Source organism: Pantoea sp. X-Soil-ISGK-421, from assembly GCF_059730785.1.
Genome location: NZ_AP035979.1, coordinates 433,715 through 456,961, shown reverse-complemented (window position 1 = coordinate 456,961; position 23,247 = coordinate 433,715). Strand labels below are relative to the sequence as shown.

General features: G+C 56.4%; 19 protein-coding genes. 8 read left to right on the top strand and 11 right to left on the bottom strand.

Features of this window, described 5'->3' with window-relative positions; all coding sequences use genetic code 11:
* Positions 1-69 precede the first annotated feature (69 nt).
* From AC6I8K_RS02015 to AC6I8K_RS02005, 3 genes are all read right to left on the bottom strand, one after another.
* On the bottom strand, positions 70-1,281 hold the full coding sequence (locus AC6I8K_RS02015) for an MFS transporter (protein WP_497826154.1): 1,212 nt from the start codon (positions 1,279-1,281) through the stop codon (positions 70-72).
* A 111-nt stretch (positions 1,282-1,392) separates the two neighbouring features.
* Positions 1,393-2,283 (bottom strand): LysR family transcriptional regulator, encoded by an 891-nt coding sequence (locus AC6I8K_RS02010; RefSeq protein ID WP_064737856.1) that lies wholly within the window; start codon positions 2,281-2,283, stop codon positions 1,393-1,395.
* Between the two features lie 187 nt (positions 2,284-2,470).
* A complete protein-coding gene (locus AC6I8K_RS02005; protein WP_007888509.1) occupies positions 2,471-2,839 on the bottom strand; it encodes a helix-turn-helix domain-containing protein in 369 nt (122 codons plus the stop codon).
* Between the two features lie 289 nt (positions 2,840-3,128).
* Here AC6I8K_RS02005 and AC6I8K_RS02000 point away from each other — a divergent pair, with 289 nt between their 5' ends.
* From AC6I8K_RS02000 to AC6I8K_RS01990, 3 genes are all read left to right on the top strand, one after another.
* Positions 3,129-3,788: a response regulator gene (locus AC6I8K_RS02000; protein WP_007888511.1), complete on the top strand. Its 660-nt coding sequence runs from the start codon at positions 3,129-3,131 to the stop codon at positions 3,786-3,788.
* Positions 3,785-5,143, top strand: coding sequence for a sensor histidine kinase (locus AC6I8K_RS01995; RefSeq protein WP_064737857.1), 1,359 nt, complete (start codon positions 3,785-3,787; stop codon positions 5,141-5,143). The genes AC6I8K_RS02000 and AC6I8K_RS01995 overlap by 4 nt, the downstream gene beginning before the upstream one ends.
* Before the next feature lie 385 nt (positions 5,144-5,528).
* Positions 5,529-6,395: a nucleoside-specific channel-forming protein Tsx gene (locus tag AC6I8K_RS01990; protein ID WP_064737858.1), complete on the top strand. Its 867-nt coding sequence runs from the start codon at positions 5,529-5,531 to the stop codon at positions 6,393-6,395.
* Between the two features lie 217 nt (positions 6,396-6,612).
* On the opposite strand, the gene yjdN is transcribed toward AC6I8K_RS01990, so the two are convergent.
* On the bottom strand, positions 6,613-7,044 hold the full coding sequence (gene yjdN / locus AC6I8K_RS01985; protein WP_497826153.1) for a VOC family metalloprotein YjdN: 432 nt from the start codon (positions 7,042-7,044) through the stop codon (positions 6,613-6,615).
* 78 nt (positions 7,045-7,122) lie between these two features.
* Positions 7,123-8,025, bottom strand: coding sequence for a LysR family transcriptional regulator (locus tag AC6I8K_RS01980; RefSeq protein ID WP_497826152.1), 903 nt, complete (start codon positions 8,023-8,025; stop codon positions 7,123-7,125).
* 113 nt (positions 8,026-8,138) lie between these two features.
* Here AC6I8K_RS01980 and AC6I8K_RS01975 point away from each other — a divergent pair, with 113 nt between their 5' ends.
* The 4 genes from AC6I8K_RS01975 (at position 8,139) to AC6I8K_RS01960 (ending at position 14,225) form a co-directional block, all read left to right on the top strand.
* On the top strand, positions 8,139-9,452 hold the full coding sequence (locus AC6I8K_RS01975; protein WP_064737861.1) for an amidohydrolase: 1,314 nt from the start codon (positions 8,139-8,141) through the stop codon (positions 9,450-9,452).
* Complete coding sequence (locus tag AC6I8K_RS01970) at positions 9,449-10,894, top strand: M20 family metallopeptidase (protein ID WP_497826151.1); 1,446 nt, start codon at positions 9,449-9,451, stop codon at positions 10,892-10,894. The genes AC6I8K_RS01975 and AC6I8K_RS01970 overlap by 4 nt, the downstream gene beginning before the upstream one ends.
* Positions 10,895-11,086: 192 nt before the next feature.
* Positions 11,087-12,607 carry a p-aminobenzoyl-glutamate transporter gene (gene abgT, locus AC6I8K_RS01965; protein ID WP_064737863.1) on the top strand — a complete coding sequence of 507 codons (1,521 nt, stop codon included), beginning with the start codon at positions 11,087-11,089 and terminating at the stop codon, positions 12,605-12,607.
* Positions 12,608-12,797: 190 nt separating this feature from the next.
* Positions 12,798-14,225 (top strand): MFS transporter, encoded by a 1,428-nt coding sequence (locus AC6I8K_RS01960; protein WP_497826150.1) that lies wholly within the window; start codon positions 12,798-12,800, stop codon positions 14,223-14,225.
* A gap of 98 nt (positions 14,226-14,323) precedes the next feature.
* On the opposite strand, the gene AC6I8K_RS01955 is transcribed toward AC6I8K_RS01960, so the two are convergent.
* The 3 genes from AC6I8K_RS01955 to AC6I8K_RS01945 are packed head-to-tail and all read right to left on the bottom strand — an operon-like array spanning position 14,324 to position 18,176.
* On the bottom strand, positions 14,324-15,643 hold the full coding sequence (locus AC6I8K_RS01955; RefSeq protein WP_064737865.1) for a c-type cytochrome: 1,320 nt from the start codon (positions 15,641-15,643) through the stop codon (positions 14,324-14,326).
* Positions 15,644-15,654: 11 nt separating this feature from the next.
* Positions 15,655-17,439 carry a GMC family oxidoreductase gene (locus AC6I8K_RS01950; protein ID WP_497826149.1) on the bottom strand — a complete coding sequence of 595 codons (1,785 nt, stop codon included), beginning with the start codon at positions 17,437-17,439 and terminating at the stop codon, positions 15,655-15,657.
* A gap of 2 nt (positions 17,440-17,441) precedes the next feature.
* Positions 17,442-18,176 (bottom strand): gluconate 2-dehydrogenase subunit 3 family protein, encoded by a 735-nt coding sequence (locus AC6I8K_RS01945; protein WP_497826148.1) that lies wholly within the window; start codon positions 18,174-18,176, stop codon positions 17,442-17,444.
* A 281-nt stretch (positions 18,177-18,457) separates the two neighbouring features.
* On the opposite strand from AC6I8K_RS01945, the gene sbmA reads away from it, so the two are divergent.
* The gene (gene sbmA / locus AC6I8K_RS01940) at positions 18,458-19,693 is read left to right on the top strand and encodes a peptide antibiotic transporter SbmA (protein WP_483816671.1); all 1,236 of its coding nucleotides are present in this window, start codon (positions 18,458-18,460) and stop codon (positions 19,691-19,693) included.
* A gap of 166 nt (positions 19,694-19,859) precedes the next feature.
* Here sbmA and AC6I8K_RS01935 read toward each other — a convergent pair whose 3' ends face one another.
* From AC6I8K_RS01935 to AC6I8K_RS01925, 3 genes are all read right to left on the bottom strand, one after another.
* Complete coding sequence (locus tag AC6I8K_RS01935; protein ID WP_497826147.1) at positions 19,860-21,500, bottom strand: dihydroxyacetone kinase subunit DhaK; 1,641 nt, start codon at positions 21,498-21,500, stop codon at positions 19,860-19,862.
* A 122-nt stretch (positions 21,501-21,622) separates the two neighbouring features.
* On the bottom strand, positions 21,623-22,675 hold the full coding sequence (gene yncE / locus AC6I8K_RS01930; protein ID WP_497826146.1) for a 7-bladed beta-propeller protein YncE: 1,053 nt from the start codon (positions 22,673-22,675) through the stop codon (positions 21,623-21,625).
* A gap of 214 nt (positions 22,676-22,889) precedes the next feature.
* Positions 22,890-23,099 carry a YdgH/BhsA/McbA family protein gene (locus AC6I8K_RS01925; protein ID WP_007888545.1) on the bottom strand — a complete coding sequence of 70 codons (210 nt, stop codon included), beginning with the start codon at positions 23,097-23,099 and terminating at the stop codon, positions 22,890-22,892.
* Positions 23,100-23,247: the final 148 nt, after the last annotated feature.

The window sequence follows — 23,247 nt, the reverse complement described above, 5'->3', positions numbered from 1 at the left end:
GGTGTGCCCATCATAACGCTCGCCATGAAGGGCGATCCCACGGGCCCGAGTGGTCATCATGTCGTACGGTTAACGCTTTCGCAGTACCCGCGCGTTTAACAGCGCGCACAGCGCCATAATCACGCAAGTCGCCAGAAACACCGGACGCATGCCAAATGCGCCGCCAATAAAACCGCCGAACAGCGGACCCGAAACCTGGCCAACATACTGCGCCGAGGTGGAATAACCGAGCATTTTACCCACCTGCGATTGCGGCACGCTGTGACGAATCAGCGCCGTCACGCACGGCATCAGGCCACCCAGCGCCATTCCCATCAAAAAGCGTAATACCACCAATTGCCATGCTTCGCTAATAAACGCCTGCGGGATCAGCAGCAGCGAGCAGACAATCAGTCCATACACCAGCACGCGGCCATGCCCGACGCGGTCGGCCAGCCGTCCTAAACGCGGTGCGGAGATAATGCTGCCAAGCGCAGCGGCTGCCATCACCAATCCGGCAGTGACCGTCACCGCGTGATCACCACTGACAAACTGGCCGATATACAGCGTGATAATCGGTTCAATCGACATGTTGGCGAAAATCAGCAGCATGCCCGACAGCCACATCAGGCGCACTACCGGCAAATTCATCGACTGCGCATCATCTGCGGCGCTTTGCTGGGTTTTCCTGCCGGAGGGACGCGGCACCTCTTTCAGCAAAAAGGTGGTCGCCAGAAACGCGAGAAAAATCACCGCGCCGGTCAGCCAGAACGTATGACGAATGCCAATCAGCGGTGGCAACACGCCGCCCAGCAGCGGCCCCACCACGTTGCCCGCCATAATGCCGGACGACAGCACACCCAGCGCCCAGCCGGTTTGCTCTTTTGGCGTTTGCGCCGCCACCAGAATGGTTGATCCCGACGCGTAACCGCCAAGTAAACCCGCCAGCAAGCGCAGCGCCACCAGTTGCCACGGCGCGGTGGCCATACCAATCAGCGACATCGCAATCGCCATGCCGAGGCTGGCGCGGATCAACATCAGTTTGCGGCCATAACGATCGGCCAGCTTACCCCACAGCGGCGCGGTCAGGGCGGCGCTAAGGAAGGTGGCGCCGTAGGCCGCGCCTGACCAGCGCGCAATCGCCGCCGGTTCCTGCACGCCAAGCTGCTGCACGTAGAGCGGCAGAAACGGCAACAGTAGCGTCATCGCCACAATGGTGCTGAACGATCCCAGCACGCAAACAAATAAATTTCGCTTCCAGTGTTGCTGTTCGGGCGCTAACGCGATGGAGGGTTGCTGCATGGTGAAATCCCTGTTTTTGCTTTTTTAGCAGGCTAACAGTGACTCTTTGGAGAAAACAGCCTTGCGCGGATAATTGTCAGGCGGCGCATTATTGTTGCCAGATAACAACAATCACGTCGTGCTGAGCGCGTTGATCAGCGCATCACACAGCAAGGTCACCGGCGATGAGGGCTGTGGCTGCTCTTTTAGCAACAGATAGCTGTGCAGACGGTCCATTTGCCATTCCGGCAACACCTGCTGGATTTCGCCGCGCGCTAAGGCGTCTTGCGTCATATAAGCGGGCAGATACGCGATGCCGGTACCGGCCAGCGCGGCATTCAGCAGCGCCATGCTGTTGTTAGCGCGGAAGCGGCTGTGCACATCCAGCGCCAGCCGCTGTTTATCACGACGAAACGGCAGCGCCGCCGTGTGCGCCGGACCGTGAAACAGCAACAAATCGTGGCGCGTCAGACGGTTAGGGTGATCAATCGGCGCATGTGCCGTCAGATAATCGGGCGTGGCGTACAAGCCCCAATCAATGCTGGCGAGTTCACGATAATTGGCCGCATCAGGCGCACGCGCACGGATGACAATCGCCACATCGGCGCTGGGTTGCGGGTCATCGCGGGTGGTGAGTTCGAGATCGACGTTGATGTGAATATGGCGGCGGATAAAGTCATTGAGCGTTGGCACCACGCACTGACAGCCGTAGGTGATGGGTGCCTGCAAGCGCACATTACCGGCCGGAAGCTGATGCACCTGCTGTACGAAGGCATCGGCGCGATGCATCTCTTCCAGCATACGCACACAGAAGGGATAGTAAGCCTGGCCGAGCTCGGTCAACACCACTTTGCGCGTGGTGCGTTGCAGCAGCTTGATGCCGAGTCGCACTTCTAGCCGGGCCACTTCACGGCTGACGTGCGATTTGGAGACGCCCAGGGTGCGTGCGGCTTCGCTAAAGCTTTGCCGTTCCACCACGCGTGCAAACAGCATCATGGCGGAGAGATTGTCGCGGTTGTCCATGTTCTCTGACGGGCTGGATGAGTGAGAACCGTAGATTAAAAGCTAAGCCTGCAATAATCCATCATCGCACATTCCGTAGCGGCGCGATTTATCGCGCGTATCAATGGCGGCAGCTTGCCCATCCAGATATTGCGCCATAAATTGCGCCGCTACGAAACGCACCCAAGGGAATATCGGTGCCCCTATCTCAACTCGCCATCGCCAGCGGGAATAGCAGACGATCCGGTTCAACGCGACGCTGGCGGCGCAATTGGCCTGGCGTGACGAGAAAATAGTTTTTAAACGTGCGGGTATAAGCCTGCTGGGTATCAAAGCCGTAGCTCATCGCCACCTGCAGAATCGCTTCATCGCTGTTGATCAGCGTCAGCGCGGATTCCGTCAACCGACGCTGGCGAATGTACTCAGCCAGTGAGAAACCGGTGTGCTGACGAAACAGACGTTGCAGATGCCAGCGGGAGTATCCCGAGCGGCGTGCTACTTCATCCAGATGCAGATCGTGTCCTAAGTTGTTCTCTATCCAGTCCAGCAAACTACGGATAAACTCGCGCTGATTCATGGGATTCTCCTGCTTAAACGATTTGTCCAGTGCAGCTACTGTAGCGCGTTAAATTTATCCCTTAATTAGCGGAAAATTAGCGCAGAATTAGCAAGGCGAGAAATCCGGCCCTCCTAAATACTTGAAGATGCGGAAAGGCGGCAAGTGTGAGAATCCCCAAGAGCTTACAAAAGTAAGTGACTGGGGTGAACACACGCAGCCAACGCATCTGCAGCTTGAAGTATGACGGAGGGTAATTCTGCGCTAAGAAAACAACGATAAACTTCGTTCAGTTAAGTTGGAGGGCATCATGCGTGTGCTGCTGGTAGAAGATGACGAAATGATTGGCGCGAACCTGCAGCAAGCGTTGGAAGCGGCGGGTTGGTCGGTGGATTGGGTACGTGATGGCGTGTTTGCCAGTAATGCCTGGGCGGAAGGCGGTTATACTTGCGTGTTGCTGGATCTCGGCTTGCCGCGTGAAGATGGCCTGCAGGTGCTGCGTCGCGCACGCACGCGCGGCGACATGACGCCGGTGCTGGTGCTCACCGCCCGCGATACCGTGCAGCAACGTATTCAGGGATTGGACAGCGGCGCGGATGACTATTTGCTGAAACCCTTTGATCTGCAAGAGGTACTGGCACGCATGCGAGCTATAACCCGACGTCGCCACGGTGCGGCGGATTCCCTGTTGGGCAGCGGCGATGTGCAGATCGACATCATGACGCGTGAAGTCTTGTACAAAGGCCAACGCGAACAGCTTACCGCACGCGAATATGCCCTGCTCTACGCCTTGCTGGAGCGACCGGGCGCCATTCTTTCACGTGAACAGTTAGAAAACCGCATTTACGGCTGGGGCGAAGAAGTCAGCAGCAACGCGGTTGATGTGCTGATTCACGGTATGCGCCGTAAACTGGATAACGAAGTGATTCGCAACGTACGCGGGCTCGGCTGGCGGGTTCCGGCAATATGAAACCTTTCACCTTTATGCGCTCACTGCGTAACAAACTGCTCACCACGCTGGTGATTCTGCATCTGGCCATGATTGGCGGTGTGACCTGGTATTTCTATCATTGCTACGGCGATATGATGGGCACCATGAAGGACGATCAGCTCGCTAAGATTGCCGATGCGTGGGCCACTAGCCAGCGTATGCCCGCCCTGATGCCGATGGTGATGCATGCCGAAAAATTAAAAAGCACCTACATTGTCCAGTTATGGGATACCAATAATAAACTGCGCGCCAGCTCGTGGCCTGATTTACACGCGCCGCTGCAAATGAAAAAAGGCTGGCACGATCTCAAGGTCGGTGACTGCGGAGATGACTGCGAATGGCGCGTATACACGCGTCCCGGCGAGCTGGGCAGTGAGATCGGGAATATTCAGGTCCTGCACAACATCGGCTACATGAAAAGCCTGATGCTAAAACGGGCGCTGTCGGCCATCATTCCGTTGATGCTCATGATGCCGCTCTCACTGCTGGTCATATGGCTGGTGGTGCGTGCCATTACGCGCGATTTACGCGTGGCTTCACGTCATATCGCTGCGCAGGAAACGCTGCATCCGCATACGGTTTCTCCCGATGGCTTGCCGGATGAAGTGCTGCCGCTGGTGGCGGCTTACAACGCTTTGCTGGATAAACTGCGCGCGGCCTGGTCATCACAGCGTCAGTTCCTTGAGGATGCGGCGCACGAACTGCGCACACCGGTCACCGCAGTAACCTTGCAGCTGGAGAACCTGCGGCAACATATTCAACCCGGTGAAGCCAGCCGCCAGTTCGATCAGCTGGAAGCGGGCGTTACGCGTACGCGCCATCTGGTGACGCAGCTACTGAATATCTCACGTCAGGAAGATCAATCGGTGGTCGCCACGGTGGAAAGCATCGAGCTGGACGATCTGCTGAAAGAGAGCATTGAGCAGCTGATGGTGGTGGCGGATAAGCGCGGTATTGATATCGGTTTCAACGGCACGACGCACTATCGTCTGCACGCCAGCCGCTCCGATCTGCGCAGCCTGTTCGATAACCTGATCGGCAATGCGATGCTGCATACACCGGAAGGCAGTCTGGTGGATGTGCTGCTGCATCGCGTCGGCAATCATACCGTGGTGGATATCGTGGATAACGGGCCCGGCATGGCAGAATCCTTTATCGAGCGCGCCTTCGACCGCTTTACTCGTTCGCCGGATGTTCAGGCGCAAGGCAGCGGTTTAGGGTTGTCGATAGTGCGCAGCGTGGCGCAGAAACATCAGATGCAGGTTGCGCTGTCGAACCGCCATGATCCACAAGGTCAGATTGCTGGCCTGCAGGTGCGCGTGACCTTGCCATAACTCACACCGTGCCGTTGCGGCGCAATTTATTGCGCCTTATTGCAGCGAAACGGTGCTCATCAAAAGGGCGCGCGATAAATCGCGCCGCTACATCCTTTTCCCACATCTAACACGTTTCCAGCTGTACGCGACACGTAAACGGTTGCGGGGTTCCGTTCGCCACACGGCATTTATGTGATAACGATCACATTTCCAGTGAATCAAACTGCAACACTTTTTGACAAACGTGACCAAAATCTATTTTCTATGCCTCTGTTACAGGCACATTACGCAAACTTGAAAATCTGGCGCTGCAGACCGGATACGACAACACACTGCCCATCCCTGGGATCGATTTCACCCGATCGCGGCGTCAGCCCGGCGATCACAAGCATGTGGTAAAATAATGAAATATAAATCGTTGATAGCAGGCGCTTTATTGGCCAGTGGCTTAACTGGTACAGCACAAGCGGCAGAAAGCGATCCGCAATACGTTTCTGATTGGTGGCATCAGAGCGTTAACGTGGTGGGCAGTTACCACACCCGTTTTGGACCTCAGTTCAATAACGACGTGTACCTCGAATATGAAGCCTTTGCCAAAAAGGATTGGTTCGATTTCTACGGCTACCTCGATCTCACCAACTTCTTCGGCGTGGGCAACAGCAACGCTAACGGCGTGTTCGACCACGGTTCGCCGATGTTCATGGAAATTGAGCCACGTTTCTCTATCGATAAGCTGACCGGCACCGATCTCTCTTTTGGTCCGTTTAAAGAGTGGTATTTCGCCAACAACTACATCTATGACATGGGTCGCAACAGCGATAACCGTCAGAACACCTGGTACATGGGTCTTGGCACCGACATCGATACGCACAGCGATATCGGCCTGTCGCTGAACGTTTACGCTAAATACCAGTGGGAAAACTACGGTGCGGCGAACGAGAACAGCTGGGATGGTTATCGCTTCAAGGTGAAATACTTTGTACCGATTACCGACCTGTGGGGCGGCAAGCTGAGCTACATCGGCTTCACCAACTTCGACTGGGGTTCGGATCTGCGTGACAAGTCAGATCGTTCACGCACCAGCAACTCGATTGCGTCCAGCCACATACTGTCGCTGAACTATGATCACTGGCATGTTTCCACCGTGGCGCGTTACTTCCACAACGGCGGCCAATGGGCTGACGGCCAGGAGCTGAACTTCGGCAAAGGTCCATTTGAAGTGAAATCAACCGGCTGGGGTTACTACCTGGTGGTGGGTTACAACTTCTAATCGAGTAAAACGGTCGCTATTAGAGGATGCGGTTGGTTAAACGGTCGCCATGAGAGTGTGCGATTGGTTAAACGGTCGCCATTAGAGGGTGCGGTTGGTTAAACGGTCGCCATTAATGGCGACCCTACAATGTAGGGTGCGCATTTATGCGCACCGTTTTAAGGTCGGTGAAGAAAGCCAATGCATTTACGCGCACCTTGTCGCAAATCGTACCCTCTTAACTCTGCGGTTTATACGCATTCACCATCCACGGCACGCCGAACTTATCGGTTTGCATGCCAAAGCCATTGGCCCAGAACGTGGGTGCCCAGCTTTTTGTCACTTCACCGCCCGCCGACAACGCATCAAACCAACGCTTCCCTTGCGCTTCATCCGGCGTCGATAAACTCACAGCAAAACCGCCATACGCCGCCTGTGGCGCGCCGTCACTTAGCATAATTTCGCCCTGCCCGATGCGCAGATGGGCATGCATGATCTGCTCCGGCGAAAAGTGCACACCCGAGAGGCAACCTTCATCTTCCACCGGCGTCTCATCCGGCATGTCGCCATAGGTCATCTTAAACAGTAGCTCGCCGTCGGTGGCAGCAAGATAGAAAGCAATCGCCTCTTCACAGCGGCCGCTGTAGAACACATACGGGGTAACTTGCATGGTCTGTACTCCAAAAAGGGAACGCCAGTTGCAAGTGTAGTGTGCATTATTTATACCGTTGCGAGCCGGGCCGCACTCTTACCTTTGCTGACAATAGCGACGGAACAGTTGCGCCATATAGGCGCTCATCGGCGTCAGCGCGGTGTCTTTGCGTTGAATTAAATAGAACGTGGCTTTCGGCAGCGGTTCATCAAGTTCGAGAGAAATTAGCTGGCCGCCGTGCGTGGGGTCTTCAATCACGTCGCGCGAAATAATGCTGACAAAATCGCTCCGCGCTACCAGGCTGGTGCAAGCCATAAAGGTCTCGCAGGTAACGATGATGTTAGGCGCCATACCTCGCTCGCCGAACAGATCGTGCAGCAGCCGATAATAGCTCCCCTGCGGTGTCGGCATCGTCCAGTCGCAATGCTGCAGCTCGGCCAGCGTGCGGGCATGCGCCAGTGGATGCCCTTTGCGCATCACCACCTGATAATCGCGTTCCATCAGCCGTTCAAAAACTAACTCCTGATCGAGATGATTTTTATCGTAGGTATTGATAGTGAAATCCAGCTCGCCCTGGCGCAGCTCATGCACCATCGAAACCAGCTGACCTTCAACAATCCGCACCTTCACCAGCGGATACTCGCGGTGAAACTGATTGATCACCTGCGGCATGACGGTGCGTGCAATGCTGCCGCCCACGCCGATATTAACGCGCCCACCGGCTAATCCCAGCCGCTGCTGAATATCTTCCTGCGCCACCCGCAACTCTTCCAGCACCAGGTTGGCATGCTGAAAAAAGTTATCACCGATATCGGTCAGCGTAACGCCCTGCTGACGCCGCTCAAATAGGCGTGCGCCCAGCGCCAGCTCCAGTTCCTGAATTGCTTTGGTCAGCGCAGGCTGTGAAAGCCCGGACAAACGGCTGGCGGCGCGAATGCTGCCCTGACGCGCCACGTCAACAAACGCGCGCAGCTGATGAAGTTTGAGGTTCGCAGACATAGTTTGGTGATAACCGTTGTTTATCAGTAGCAAGATATTCGCATCTTATGCGCGCTAAAACCAATGTGTAGATTCGGATGAATGCATAAAAAACCAACACAAAGGAAATGCCGATGAAAACCCTGTCTGACCTCGTCAACGCGCGCATCCCGCAGATGCAAACCTGGCGTCGCGATCTGCATCATTTTGCCGAATCGGGCTGGCTGGAGTTCCGTACCGCCACGCTGGTGGCAGAAGAGCTGCATCGTCTTGGTTATCAACTCAAGCTGGGCCGCGAGGTCATCGATGCTGAATCGCGCATGGGGTTGCCCTCTGCTGAGGTGCTGGCGCAGCAGGAAGCGCGCGCGCTGGAGCAAGGCGCATTGCCGCAGTGGATTAAACACTTCTCAGGCGGATTTTGTGGCGTGGTCGCCACGCTAGAGACCGGTCGTCCGGGGCCGGTGATGGGTTTCCGCGTTGATATGGATGCGCTCGATCAAAACGAAAGCCGCGCCGCCGATCATCTGCCAACGCGGGAAGGCTTTGCCTCCTGCAATCCCGGCATGATGCACGCCTGCGGCCACGATGGACACACCACCATCGGCCTGGCGCTGGCGGGTGTGTTGATGGAGATGAAAGCGCAGCTGAGCGGCACCCTCAAAATCATCTTCCAGCCAGCTGAAGAAGGCGTACGCGGCGCCAAAGCCATGGTGGCGGCGGGCGTGGTGGATGATGTCGATCTGTTTACCGCCATCCATCTCGGCACTGGCGTGCCAGCCGGAGAAATCGTCTGCGGCAGCGACAGCTTCCTCGCCACGACCAAGCTGGATGTGAATTTCACCGGCGTTGGCGCACACGCGGGCGGCAAACCGGAAGAGGGCCGCAATGCCCTGCTGGCGGCGGCGCAGGCCACGCTGGCGCTGCACAATCTGCCACAACACAGCGGTGGCGTGGCGCGCGTCAACGTGGGCGTATTACAAGCGGGCACTGGACGCAATGTGGTGCCCGACTGCGCGCTGATGAAGGTGGAAACGCGCGGCGTCAGCAATCAGGTTAACGACGATATCTATCAGCAGGCGCTGCGTGTGATTGCCGGTGCGGCGGCGATGTACGGCGTGGAGTATGACGTCAAGCTGATGGGCGGCGCGCGCAGCTGTACGCCGAGCCAGCCATGGGTTGAGTTCATCCACCAGCAGGCCGAAACGCTGGGCATTTTCACCTCGGTGGTCGATACGAAAAAACAGGCGGCGGGTTCCGAAGATGCCACTTACATGCTAGAGCGCGTGCAGCAGCGCGGCGGCCAATCCTCCTATGTGATTTTCGGCTGCGCACTGGCGGCGGGCCATCACAACGCGAAGTTTGATTTCGACGAAGCGATCATGGCGACCGCGGTTTACACGCTGGCGACGCTGGCACTCAATCAAGCACAGTTTGGAGGCCAGCGATGAGCCACAGCGAATTTATCGATCGCTACATCAATCAAAACCAGCCGCGTTTTACCGCCCTGAGCGATGCCATCTGGGACGTGCCGGAAACCCGCTTTGAAGAGACCCAATCCTCCGCACTGCTGGCCGATGCGCTGGAGCAGGAGGGCTTTACCGTTGAGCGCGGCATCGGCAACATCGACACCGCCTTTGTCGCCAGCATTGGCAGCGGTAAACCGGTGATCGCCCTTCTTGGCGAGTTCGATGCGCTGGCCGGTTTGAGCCAGCAATCGGGTTGCGCCACGCCGCAGCCGCTGGTGGAGAACGGCAACGGTCACGGCTGCGGCCACAATCTGCTCGGCACCGCCGGTTTGGCTGCCGCCTTCGCCATCAAAGCCTGGTGGGCAGAGCATGGCCAGCGCGGCACGCTGCGCTTTTATGGCTGTCCGGGCGAAGAAGGCGGCTCCGGCAAAACCTTTATGGTGCGCGAAGGCCTGTTTGACGATGTGGACGCGGCAGTCACCTGGCATCCCGAAGGCTTCAGCGGCATGTTTAACCTCAGCACGCTGGCCAATATCCAGGCCGCCTTCCGCTTCAAAGGTGTGGCGGCGCACGCGGCCAACTCGCCGCATTTAGGACGCAGTGCGCTGGATGCGGTGACGTTGATGAACACCGGTGCCAACTTCCTGCGCGAGCACATCGTGCAGGAAGCACGGCTGCACTATGCGGTGACCAACGCGGGCGGCGTCTCCCCCAATGTGGTGCAAGCCGATGCCGAAGTGCTGTACCTGATTCGCGCGCCACAGCTCGATCAGGCGCAGGACATTTATCAGCGCGTCATCAACATCGCCAAGGGCGCGGCCCTGATGACCGACACGCAGATGACGGTGCGCTTCGATAAAGCCTGCTCCAATTACGTCCCGAATCGCGCGCTGGAGAGCGTGATGGAGCGCTATTTGCATCAGTTTGGTTTGCCTGACTACAGTGAAGCGGAACAGGCATTTGCCAGCGAGATTCGATCCACGCTCAGCAAAGACGATCTGCGCAACGCGCGCCTCAATGCGGCGCGCACCGGCGGTGAAGCGGGCATCGCCTGGACCGAGGCGCTGGGCGATAAGGTGTTAATGGATGAAGTGGCGCCTTATGCAGTGACACGCGAGATCCTTTATGGCTCAACCGATGTGGGCGATGTGAGTTGGGTGACGCCAACCGCGCAGTGTTTTGCGCCCTGCTTCGCCTTTGGTACGCCGCTGCACACCTGGCAACTGGTGGCGCAGGGCCGCACGTCTATCGCGCACAAAGGCATGTGTCTGGCCGCCAAAGTGATGGCCGCCACCGCGCTGACCTTGCTGCAGGATGACGAGGCGCTGGCGCGTTGCCGTGATGAGTTCCAGCGCGTGCGCCGCGAGCAGGCATACGTTTGTCCGATTCCTGCTGACGTAACACCGTCGAAATTAGCGTCCTAAGCAGTAATAAGCACCATCCGTAGCGGCGCGATTCATCGCGCATTTGAATGGCGACTCCGTGCCCATCCAGATATTGCGCAATAAATTGCGCCGCTACGATATGTACGAGCAGTAAAAACGACCTTAAAACAAAAAAATATAGCCCCCAAGCGGGCATGCAAACATCACAAGACGACTAACGAGGATTGACCTATGGAAGCCACCACGGAGAACCGCAGCCCCGGAAAGCTGTTTAGCTGGATTGAACGCGTTGGCAATAAAGTGCCAAACCCATTTTTACTGTTCGTCTATTTGATTGTGGTGCTGATGGTCGCGACTGCCCTTCTCAGCAGCCTCGATGTGGCGGTGAAAAACCCAGCCAACGGCGAAATGGTGCGGGTGAACAACCTGCTGAGCACGACCGGGATCCAGTGGATCCTGCCCAACATCATCAAAAACTTCAGCGGTTTCACGCCGTTGGGATCGATTCTGGCGCTGGTGATTGGTGCCGGTCTGGCGGAAAAAGTTGGCCTGCTGCAGTCGTTGATGGTGAAAATGGCCTCACGCGTGAGCCGTCGTTACGCCAGCTACATGGTGCTGTTTATTGCTTTCTTCAGCCACATCTCTTCCGATGCCGCGCTGGTGGTGATGCCGCCACTCGGCGCGCTGATCTTCCTCGCAGTGGGACGTCATCCGGTGGCGGGTTTAATGGCGGCGATTGCCGGTGTGGCGTCCGGTTTTACCGCCAACCTGCTGATTGTTACCACCGATGTGCTGCTGTCGGGCATTAGCACCGAAGCCGCCAAAGCGGTGAGCGACACCGTGCACGTTAGTGTTATCGACAACTGGTTCTTTATGGCCAGCTCGGTGATTGTGCTAACCATCGCCGGGGCGCTGCTGACCGATAAGTTTGTCGAGCCGCGCCTGCCCGCGTGGAACGGCGGCAACAACGATCGTCTGCCGCCGCTCACCGCGCTGGAGAATCGCGGCCTGAAAGCCGCCGGTATCGCCGCGCTGGTATTTATCGCGTTGCTGGCGCTGCTGGTGGTGCCAGAACACGCGCCACTGCGCAATCCAAAAACCGGCGGCATCATTCCCTCGCCGTTTATTCAGGGCATTGTGCCGATCATCATCCTGTTCTTCTTTGTGGTGGCGATTGCCTATGGCGCGGTAACGAAGCAGATTCGCCGCGCGGATGATATCCCGCAGCTGCTGGTAGATCCGATGAAGAGCATGGCGGGCTTTATTGTGATGGTGTTTCCGCTGTCGCAGTTTGTTGCCTTCTTCAACTGGAGCAACATGGGCAAATTTATGGCCATCGGCCTGACCGATGTGCTGGAGAGCGCGGGCATTAGCGGTGCACCGGCGTTTATGGGCTTGATGTTCCTGTCGGCGTTCCTGTGCATGTTTATCGCCAGCGGATCGGCCATCTGGTCGATTCTCGCGCCGGTGTTTGTGCCGATGTTTATGCTGCTTGGCTTCCATCCGGCGTTTGCGCAGATGATCTTCCGCATCGCCGATTCTGCGGTATTGCCGCTGGCACCAATGTCGCCCTTCCTGCCGCTGTTCCTCGGCTTCCTGCAGCGCTATCAAAAAGATGCACAACTGGGCACTTATTACGTGCTGATCTTCCCCTATCCCTTAGTGTTCTTTAGCACCTGGATTGTGCTGTTGCTGGCATGGTATGCGCTCGGGTTACCGATCGGTCCGGGCGTCTATCCCAGCCTGCACTAACCCTGCGCCACGGATGGCGATCACTTTTCTGTGAACTGCAACGTATGTTGCCAAAATGTCACCGTCCTGCCTCTCGGCAACCCGTACTGAATTTATTATCCTGCTATTCCTTCGCTTGCTAACGGTTAATTATTTTTAAAACCACTCTCAGCCGTCAGCGAGTTTTGCAAACACCGAGGTTTACATAACAATGACAACCATCACGTCGACAGGGATGGCGAACGATCACATGAGCGCGGATCGCCGCACCTTAGCCGGGCGCATAGATGCGCTGCCCTCATCCGCCGGCTTATGGCGTTTTATCACGCTATTGGCGCTGGGCGGCTTCTTTGAGCTCTACGACCTGTTTGAAACCGGCTACATCAGCTCCGGCCTGGTTGCGGCGGGCGTGTTTCATACCGGTTCTGCGGGTGTGTTCGGCATCGCCGATCAGGCCGCATTTGCCTCCGCCACTTTCCTCGGTCTGTTTGTCGGCGCCAGCCTGCTGGCACCTTACGCCGACCGCTTTGGCCGCCGCCTCACCTTTATGTGCGCGCTGGCATGGTACGGCGCATTTTCGCTGCTAATGGCGTTCCAGCAGAGCGCGGAGATGATCATCCTGTTCCGCTTCCTGGTGGGGATTGGCCTTGGCGTCGAGCTGGTAACTATCGACACCTATCTTTCCGAATGGGTGCCGGCGCATCTGCGCAGCCGCGCGTTCGCCTACTCGTTCTTTATCCAGTTCCTGTCGGTACCGACGGTGGCACTGATGTCGTGGTGGCTGGTACCGCAAACCATCCTCAGCCTTGAAGGCTGGCGCTGGGTAGTGATTGCCGGTGCGGTCTGCTCGCTGGTGATCTGGCTGATTCGTAAAAACCTGCCGGAATCGGCGCGCTGGCTAGCGCAGCAAGGGCGCCATCAGGAAGCGCATCAGGTGCTGAGTGCGATGGAAAAACGCTGTGGTATCTCTTCTCCTCTTCCCCCACTGGTGGGGGAAAGCCGGGATGGGGGACAGCAGGCAGCGAGCCAACCTAAACATGGCCGCTTCAGTGAGATTTGGGCTCCGGCGTATCGCAAGCGCACGCTGATGCTGGTGGTGATGAACTTCTTCCAGGCAATTGGCTTCTTTGGCTTCGGCAACTGGCTGCCGGCGCTGCTGTCGGGCAAAGGCGCTACCGTTACGCACAGCCTGCTGTATGCGTTTTTCATTACGCTGGCCTACCCGCTCGGCTCGCTGATTTGCAGCCGCTACGCCGATAAACTCGAGAACAAATGGCAAATCGTATTTTCATCGCTGATGACGGTAGTGTTCGGCACGCTGTTTGCGTTTATGACGAATCCGGTGCTGATGATCATCTGCGGTTTCCTGATCACCTACAGCAATGCATGGCTAACCTTCAGCTATCACGCTTATCAGACCGAGATTTTCCCAACGCACATTCGCGCCCGCGCGGTGGGCTTCTGCTACTCGTTCAGCCGCCTGTCGACGGTGTTCAGCAGTATTTTGATTGGCATTATTTTGCAGTATGCCGGCAGCCAGGGCGTGATCGCCTTTATCGTGCTGAGCATGTTGATTGTGATGCTGTCGGTGGGAATTTACGGGCCGAAAACCCGGGGGATGGATTTGGAGAATATTTGAGGATCCAGGTGCGCATGAATGCGCACCCTACATGTGCGGTGCGGTTTTGTAGGGTCGGCATTCATGCCGACCGGTTCACAAACCGCACCAACTCACATTTACTGCCCCTCTAACACCTTAATATCCGCACTGCCCTGTTTCGACTGCACGGTTTCGTCTTTACGTAATTCCGCCACATCCTTAGCAGATACGCTCGACTTCACACCATTGCCCCAGCTGCCACGGATAAAGTTCACTACATCCGCCACCTGCTGATCGTTCATGCGCCAGCCGAATGCCGGCATGGTGATCGCCGTTGGTGCGCCTTGCACGCCTGGCAAGGTGCCGCCGACCAACACAATATGAATCAGCGAGGTCGGATCATCTGCCATCACCACCGGATTGCCGCGCAGCGCTGGATAGAAGCGCTGATAACCGCTGCCGTCGGTTTTGTGGCACGCCGCACAGCTATCGACGTAAGTCGATGCGCCTGGCTGGCTGTCGTCACCTTTCCACAACGCTTTCGCGACCGCATCATCCTGCTTAAACACCGCCTGATTTGGATCTTTCGCACCGAGTGATTTCAGATACTTAGCAATCGCGCTGATATCCTCATCGTTCAGATATTGCAGGCTGTGCTGCACCACATCGGTCATGCCACCAAACACGGCGGTGTGATCGTTGCGGCCAAAGCGCAGGAACTGCTTGAGATCGTCTTCACTCCAGCGGCCTAAACCATCGCGGTTGTCGCCACGCAGATTGCTGGCGGTCCAGCCATCAATTGGCGCGCTGCTGCCGGCGAGATAGTTATTGCCCTCGTCGTTGTTAAGCGCTTTTTCCTGCATGGTGATGCTGCGCGGCGTGTGGCAGGCGCCACAGTGACCGAGGCCTTCCACCAGATAGCGACCGCGTGCCAGTTGCGGATCTTCCTGTGCTGCTGGCTGGAACGCTTTTACGTCCGGCGCAAAGATGCCGCGCCAGATCGAAAGCGGCCAACGCATCGACAGCGGCCACGGAATGTCGCTCTCTTTATTGGCCTGCGCCACCGGCTGCACGCCGTGCATGAAGTAGGCATACAGCGCCTTCATGTCGTCATCGCTGACCACCGCGTACGACGGATAGGGCATCGCCGGATAGAGCGTGTCGCCATTTTTCGCTACGCCGTGACGTACCGCTTTCTGGAAGTCATCGTAGCTGTAGTCACCAATACCGGTCGCTTTGTCCGGCGTGATGTTGGTGGAATAAATGGTGCCGATCGGCGTTGCCATTGGCAGTCCACCGGCAAACGGCTGGCCGCCTTGCGCGCTGTGACACGCCACGCAGTCACCTGCACGCGCCAGATACTCACCGCGCTTCACCAACGCGTCCGAACCTGCTTCGTCCGCCACTGCGGCGAACGTCATCGTGCCCAGAAACAGGGCTAAAATGCTTTTGATCATCGCCGTGTTCCTTATGCCTGTACCAGCGGGCCGGGGTTTTTCAGATACTGTTCACGAATCGCTTTGGCTGACCAATAGGTCAACGCGGCGACCATGCCGGTCGGGTTGTAGCCGAGTCCCTGCGGGAACGCCGAAGCGCCTGGCACAAACACGTTAGACACATCCCAGCTCTGCAGATAACGGTTCACTGCGCTGGTTTTCGGGTCTTCACCCATGATCGCCCCGCCGCTCATGTGCGTGGTTTGATACACGGTAGTATCGAAGTGCGTGCCCGGCCCTTTCGCGCCGCCGATGATCATTTTCGGGTTCATCGCTTCGGTGATTTTGCGCATCTTGCCGATCATGAACTGCGCCATCTTGATGTCGTTATCCTGCCAGTCAAAGGTCATACGCAGCAGCGGCTGGCCGTAGGCATCTTTGTAGTTCGGATCGAGATCGAGATAGTTGGCGCGATAAGACTGATGCGCGCCGTGCGCATCCATCGAGATGTGATGGTTGTAGGTATCCGCTACTGCGGCTTTCCACTGGCTGCCCCAGTTTGGCGTGCCTTTCGGCGTCGGCAAACCGGAGATCGGCTTAGTACCGGCCTGATTCACCCAGAATGGCGAACCGCCGACGAAACCGTGCGGGCCGTGATCGAAGTTATCGGCGTTGAAATCATCCACCGCCACACCTGCACCACCAGCACCGATAAACGGGTTGGTGGTGGTGTTTTTATCGAACAGCGCTTTCAACGTCGAGATGTTCTGGTAGGCAAAGTTACGGCCCACCACACCTTCGTTGGAAATCGGGTTATACGGCTTGCCGATGCCGGACAGCAGCATCAAATGCACGTTGTGGAACTGGAACGCCGACAGGATCACCAGATCCGCCGGCTGCACCACTTCACGGCCCTGACCATCAAGATAGGTCACGCCGGTGGCGCGCTTTTTATCGTCAGTCAGATTAACGCGCAGCACGTAAGCGTTGTTGCGCAGCTCGAACTTCGGCTCCTGACGCAGCGCCGGCAGGATGTTGACGTTCGGCGACGCTTTGGAATACATGTAGCAGGCGTAACCGCTGCAGAAACCGCAGAAGTTGCACGGGCCCATCTGTGCGCCGTAGGTGTTGGTGTACGGGCCAGAGGTGTTGGCAGATGGCATATCATAAGGATGATATCCCACCGATTCCGCCGCCTGCGCGAACAGCTGCGCCGAGTAGGTGCGCTTTTGTGCCGGCAACGGGAAGTCGCTGGAACGGTCTGGCGCGTAGGGGTTGCCGCCCTTCTCTTTGCCCAGCAGCTTGCCTTTGATTGACCAGGCGCTGCCCGAAGTGCCGAACACTTTCTCGGCCTGATCGAAGAACGGTTCCAGTTCGTCATAATTGACGCCGAAATCCTGAATCGTCATGCCTTCCGGGATGAAGTTTTTACCGTAACGCTGCTCGTAGTGGCTGCGCAGGTTGAGTTCTACCGGGTCAACGCGGAAATGCACGCCTGACCAGTGCAGCCCTGCGCCGCCGGTGCCGGTGCCCGGCAGGAATGCCGCCAGCTGACGATACGGCACAGCGGTCTGCGACGCATCGTGACGGATGGTCACGGTGCTTTTCGACAGATCCTGGAACAGCTTTTTGCGGATGTTATAGGTCAGTTCATCAATCGATTGCGGATACGATCCATCCGGATAGGTATCGCGATGCGGACCGCGCTCCAGCGCGACCACATTCAGGCCCGCTTCGGTCAGCTCTTTCGCCATGATGGCGCCCGCCCAGCCGAAACCGACGACTACCGCATCTACTTTTTTCAATTCATTTGCCACGCTTACGTCCTCTCCCCGCGAATATCCACTGACGGGAACGGATAACGTTCACCGCGTTCCACCCAATCCATAAAGTCAGCACGTGCGCCAGGGAAGCCAATTAGCTTCCAGCCCACCATGCCTTGATTGCCGCCGTGGATTGGATCGCTGAAGTAACCTTCACGGGTATTCTGCAGCAGGAAAGAGAAGAAGGTTTTTGCCGGCAGCTGCGGGAACTCAGCGCTACCGCTTTCAAAAGCCGTGAGCAGCGCGTCCTGCTGTTCGCCTGTCAATTCAGCGAACACTTTGCCGTGCTGTTTTTTGCTCCAGCCATCGGCATCGGCAAGGCCGAGACGGTAGATCTGTTGCGGCACCAGCGGCAGCTGATAACCCAACTCTTTAGGCAGATCGGGATTGAACGGGCCTTGCATATACCAGTTGTAACCGGTGGCATACGGCGTGTTCATTTGGCGATCGATAAACTCCGGCACGCCGGCTTCAAGTGCGCCAGGACCGCGTTCATCGCTGGGGATCAGGCGCGCCACGGCCGCAGTGATAAAGGCAAACTCTTCGGCGGTGAACCAGTTTGGCTGGTAGCTGCGCGCCTGTTGTGATGACGAATCTTGCTCTGCTGCCCCGGCGGCCATCGGTGCCACCAGTGCGCCCATCGCCGTACTGCCCACCGCCATTGCCGGCGCCAGGGTGATGGTTCTCAGCAGAAAGTCTCTGCGAGTGTGACCATTTTTTTGTTCTGACATGACATTGCCTCTATCCGCACAAGGCGCGGAATAAACGTTAACTACAAGCCTGGTAATGATTTTTTTGCTGTTACGGGGCAGAAATGTGACTGTTACCGGTAACAATGCGCGTTAGTTTAACACTTCAACATCTAAAGATTTAGCTCACAGATACAAATAAGCACAAATTCATTAACATCATCTTCTGGTACTGATTCGCCTTGTTACTGCAAGAAACGTCTCAAAACAGACAAAGAATGATAAAAGCGTTATAAAATCATTTACTCAACAGCGGAGTGCCTATGTTTAAGTCCTTTTTTCCGCGGCCAACGCTGTTTTTCAGCTCAGCTGCGATTTGGAGTTTGTTAGCAATATTTGCGTGGTTTGGCTATTTCAGTGACTTCCCAGCACGCTGGCCTGCGTTGCAGGCGGCCATGCAGCAGCCCTTACCGACTAATGCCAGCCGTTTCATTCACGCCAGCCAACTGTGGTTTTATGCTTATTACTGGATTGTTGCCGGTATCTTTGGCCTTGCGTGGCGGGTGATCGATAACCATCCGTGGCAGCGCTGGTCGGTATGGGGAGCCGCATTAATCATCTTTATTACGTGGTTCAGCGTCCAGGTGAGCGTGGCGATTAACGCCTGGTATAATCCGTTTGGCGACATGATTCAGAAAGCGCTGAGCAAAGCGAATGCCGTGACCATTGACGATTTTTACCATCAGCTCACCGCTTTCCTCGGCATTGCGCTGATTGCGGTGGTGATTGGCGTGATGAGTTCGTTCTTTATCAGCCACTGGATATTCCGCTGGCGAACGGCCATGAACAACTACTATATGCACAACTGGCAGCGATTGCGTCACATTGAAGGTGCGGCGCAGCGTGTGCAGGAAGACACCATGCGTTTTGCCAGCACGCTTGAAGATTGGGGCGTTAATTTTATCCAGGCAATTATGACGCTGGTGGCTTTCTTGCCGGTGCTGGTTGCGCTATCGCCCCACGTAAAAGAGGTGCCGATTCTGGGCAACCTGCCTTATGCATTGGTGATTGCTGCGCTGCTGTGGTCGATATTTGGCACCGGTTTGCTGGCGCTGGTAGGCATCAAATTACCGGGGCTGGAGTTCCGTAATCAACGGGTTGAAGCGGCATACCGTAAAGAGCTGGTGTACGGTGAAGATAATGCCGATCGTGCGGCACCACCAACGGTAGCCGAGTTGTTCAGCCGCGTACGCTATAACTATTTCCGCCTCTATTTTCATTACCTGTACTTCAACATCACCCGCATTCTCTATTTGCAGGTCGATAACCTGTTTGGCCTGTTTTTACTATTACCTTCGATCGTTACCGCATCGATTACGTTAGGTTTGATGAACCAGATCAATAACGTGTTTGACCAGGTGCGTTCGTCATTCCAGTATCTCATCACCTCGTGGTCGACACTGGTGGAACTAATGTCGATCTACAAACGTCTGCGCAGTTTCGAGCAGATTCTGAATGATATCCCGCACGACGAGATGATGCGCGAAGCGGCGGAATAAGGTGCGGATGTTGAAACGGTGCGCATGAATGCGTTAACCCATTCTGCGTCCATTGAAACGGTGCGCATGAATGCGTTAACCCATTCTGCGTCCATTGGAACGGTGCGCATGAATGCGCACCCTACATCGTAGGGTCGCCATTAATGGCGACCTGGCTACAGCTTCATCAACGCGCCAACACCGCAAACACCGTCTCAATCGCATACGCGCCGGGATCTTTCACCCCATCCAGACTTTGCTGATTCAGATAGGCCGAGCGTCCCGCTTTGGCGCTCTGCATCTGCGCAGTCGCATCCGCGCCTTGTTGAGCCGCGTCTGCCGCCGCCACCAGCGACTCACCCGCCACTAGCGCTTCCAGCGCCGGTTGCAGTGCATCCACCAACGTACGATGGCCCGGCTGAGCGCCGCCATAATGCTTCATGCGTTCCAGCCCGTGCATCAGCGCCTGCGGCAGCGCGCGGCCCTCTTCCAACTGCTGACCGGCGCTGGTGAACAGAATCGACATCAACACGCCACTCGATCCGCCCATCACCGTGGCCAGTTGCTCGCCAATCAGCGCCAGTAAGGTGGGCAGCTCATTCAGCGGCAGCTGTTTATCACGCAGGCCGCGCTGAATCTTCTTCGCCCCGGCGGCAAAGGTTGAACCGGTATCGCCGTCGCCCACTTTGGCATCCAACGCGTTCAGCTCACTTTCCAGATCGATCAGCGTCTGCGTGACGTTCTCGATAATCGTTGCCACATCGGCATTTTCTGACGCATCAAAATCCAGCACGCTACCGATTTTCTCGGCACGTTGCAGGCTGATCGGCGCAAAGTCATACACCGGCACCCAACCCAGCACCTGAACCGGTGCGTTTAAGGCGGCCAGAAACGGCTCTTCCAGTGCCAGCAGCGAGAGCGAGAAACCTTTCATATCCAGCGCGCTGACCAGCGTCGCCGGGCCAATCAGATGCGTGATGCGCGCCGCCAGCGGCGACTGCAAGACTTCGCGCGTTAACAGCGCCAGCTCCAGCTGCGAGAAGCCGCCCAGATTGTTGATCAACAACAGCGCCTGCTTGCCGTCGGGCAGCGCCTGCGCCAGTTTGTCGGACATGATGCTGGTGATTTGGCGGCTGTTTTGCGTATCAAGCGTCACCACGCCCGGTTCGCCATGAATGCCCATGCCAAGTTCGCTGTGCCCCGGCTCGACGCGTTCATCACGTTTTTCGCCTGGCACATGACAGGTGCCAAAAGCCAAACCGATTGACGATGTGGCATCAATCGCGCGCTGCGCCAGCGCTTTCACTTCATCCAGCGATTGTCCCTGCTCTGCCGCAAAGCCAGCGATTTTGTGTACCAGCACGGTTCCGGCAATGCCGCGCGGCTGCGGGTTTTCTGGCAGCGCGATATCATCCTGCACCATCACCAACTCAACCTTGTAGCCCAGGTTTTTGGCTTTCTCGGCCGCCAGACCAAAGTTGAGGCGGTCGCCGGTGTAGTTTTTCACAATCAGCAGGCAACCGGCGTCGCCGGTGACGTTCACAATGGCATTCAGCACCGCATCGACACTTGGCGAAGCAAAAATATCGCCGCACACTGCGGCCGTCAGCATGCCCTTCCCGACAAATCCGGCATGGGCCGGTTCATGACCGGAACCGCCACCCGAGATCAGCGCCACTTTGCTCTTATCCCAGTCCGAACGCACCACCACCCGAATCTCATCACCGAGATCGAGGCGACTGAGGTTATGCCACGGCGTACTGAGTAAAATCCCTTCGATGGCCTGGTTCACCAGATCGTTTTTTTCGTGCATAAAAAACTGGCTCATAGCGTCCTCTCTTATGGTGTTGTTGCTCTACAAGGTAGCGTATGTGCGGGGAAAATTGGCTGTGTGAAGTGCGGAAATGCAGAGGGCGGCACAAGCCGCCCACTAATTCAGACTATTACCGCTTATAAGGCGATACGAAGAACGCTATCCGGATTCTTCGGCGGTTCTTTGCGTGAACCCGGCTGTTTGATGCTGACATACAGGGTTTTGCCATCAGCAGACAGCGCCAGGCTGTTTGGCAGGCCTGGTGCTTTCACTGTGCGTTTCACTTTGTAGCTACTGGCGTCGATGATGCTGATTTCGCCGGCTTTACGGTGGGTGACATACAGCTCATCACGATCGGCATTGAACAATACCGCTAGCGATTCCGGTACATCGATCTTGTGGATCACCTGCTGCGTGCGGGTATCCAACACCAGCACCTGTGCTTGTTTAGAGTCGCTGAGGAACGCGCGATGGCCTTGAGTATCCAGCGAGATATTGAGGAAGAAGTGCTCTTTATCGCCCTCAATTTTTTGGCGCTTTTCAATCGCGTTCAGGCGCGTATTGATGGTTACCAGCTCGTTATCCGCATTGGTGACGTAGAGTTTCTGCGCGGCAGAATCGATCGCCAAACCGGTGCCCATTTTGCCGGTGTTCGGCACGGTGCTGATCAGTTTCAGGGTTTTGCCATCCACCACCCACACCACGCTCTGCTCACCAAGCCCAGTGATATAAACGCGATCGGTGGCCGGATCGACGGCCAGCTGGCGCGGCTGCAGCGGACGCACGCTTTCGCTCCGCTTGCGGCCATCCAGCACCAGCGTGTTGATCACTTTGCCGCTGGTCGCATCCACTGCGGTCAGTGCAGCATCGCGCGTGTTGCCGAGATAGAGAATATGGGTTTTCTGATTAATCGCCGCGCCAAAAGTCGGCAGATCGGTGTTGATGGTTTGCTTCACCGCCAGATCCTGCGGATCGAGGCGATAAACGGTGCCGCCTTTTTTGTCGGTTGTGCTCTGTGCGGTCGCGAGGAACAGCGCGTTATCGCTGTTGCTGAACGCCAGCTCGTAAGCACCTTTTGAGATCACCTGGTTCAACGGCTGAGACTCCGCCGCCATGACCGCAGAGGTTGAGAACAGCGCCGTTGCCAGCAGCAGTGGACGCAGCGCCCACGATTTTTTATTCGCCTTCATAACTTCTCCATAGCAAAAACACCGCCTGATGGCAGTGAAGTGAAAGCTCGACATTACAACCAATGGTAAAAAGACAGCTCAAGGCGAGCCGACAAAGGGTTTTATTGTTTGAGAATAGTAATCATTTCGGAGGAGGAGTGACAGGATTTTATCCGCTGACAAACGCCGCCAGGGCGCCCAAAGGCACCCTGTCAGCACAGAACGTTAACGCAACTTATTTGGTCAGTTCAGCAGTCATGTGCACGCCGTTGTTGAAGTTGGCTTCGGTCACTTTATAGGAAGCACCAGCTTCGTGCGCCTGAGCAGCGATTTGCGCTTCTGCACCATCCAGCGTTGAAGCTGTTGCAGTGATGCTTTGTGCAAAGCTAGCGAATGGCAGAACGGTAAGAGCAACAACAGCAGCAAAAGTTTTGATAGATTTCATGGTCAATTCCTTAATGTACGTTTGATTGAGTAAGGCGTCATCGCCTTGTTGAGAGATATAATAGGCGCAGAATTGATCAGTAAAAAGCGGAGAGATTTGCCGTAGTTGTTCGATTATTTTGAACGTAAATAGCACGTTTGGATTAACC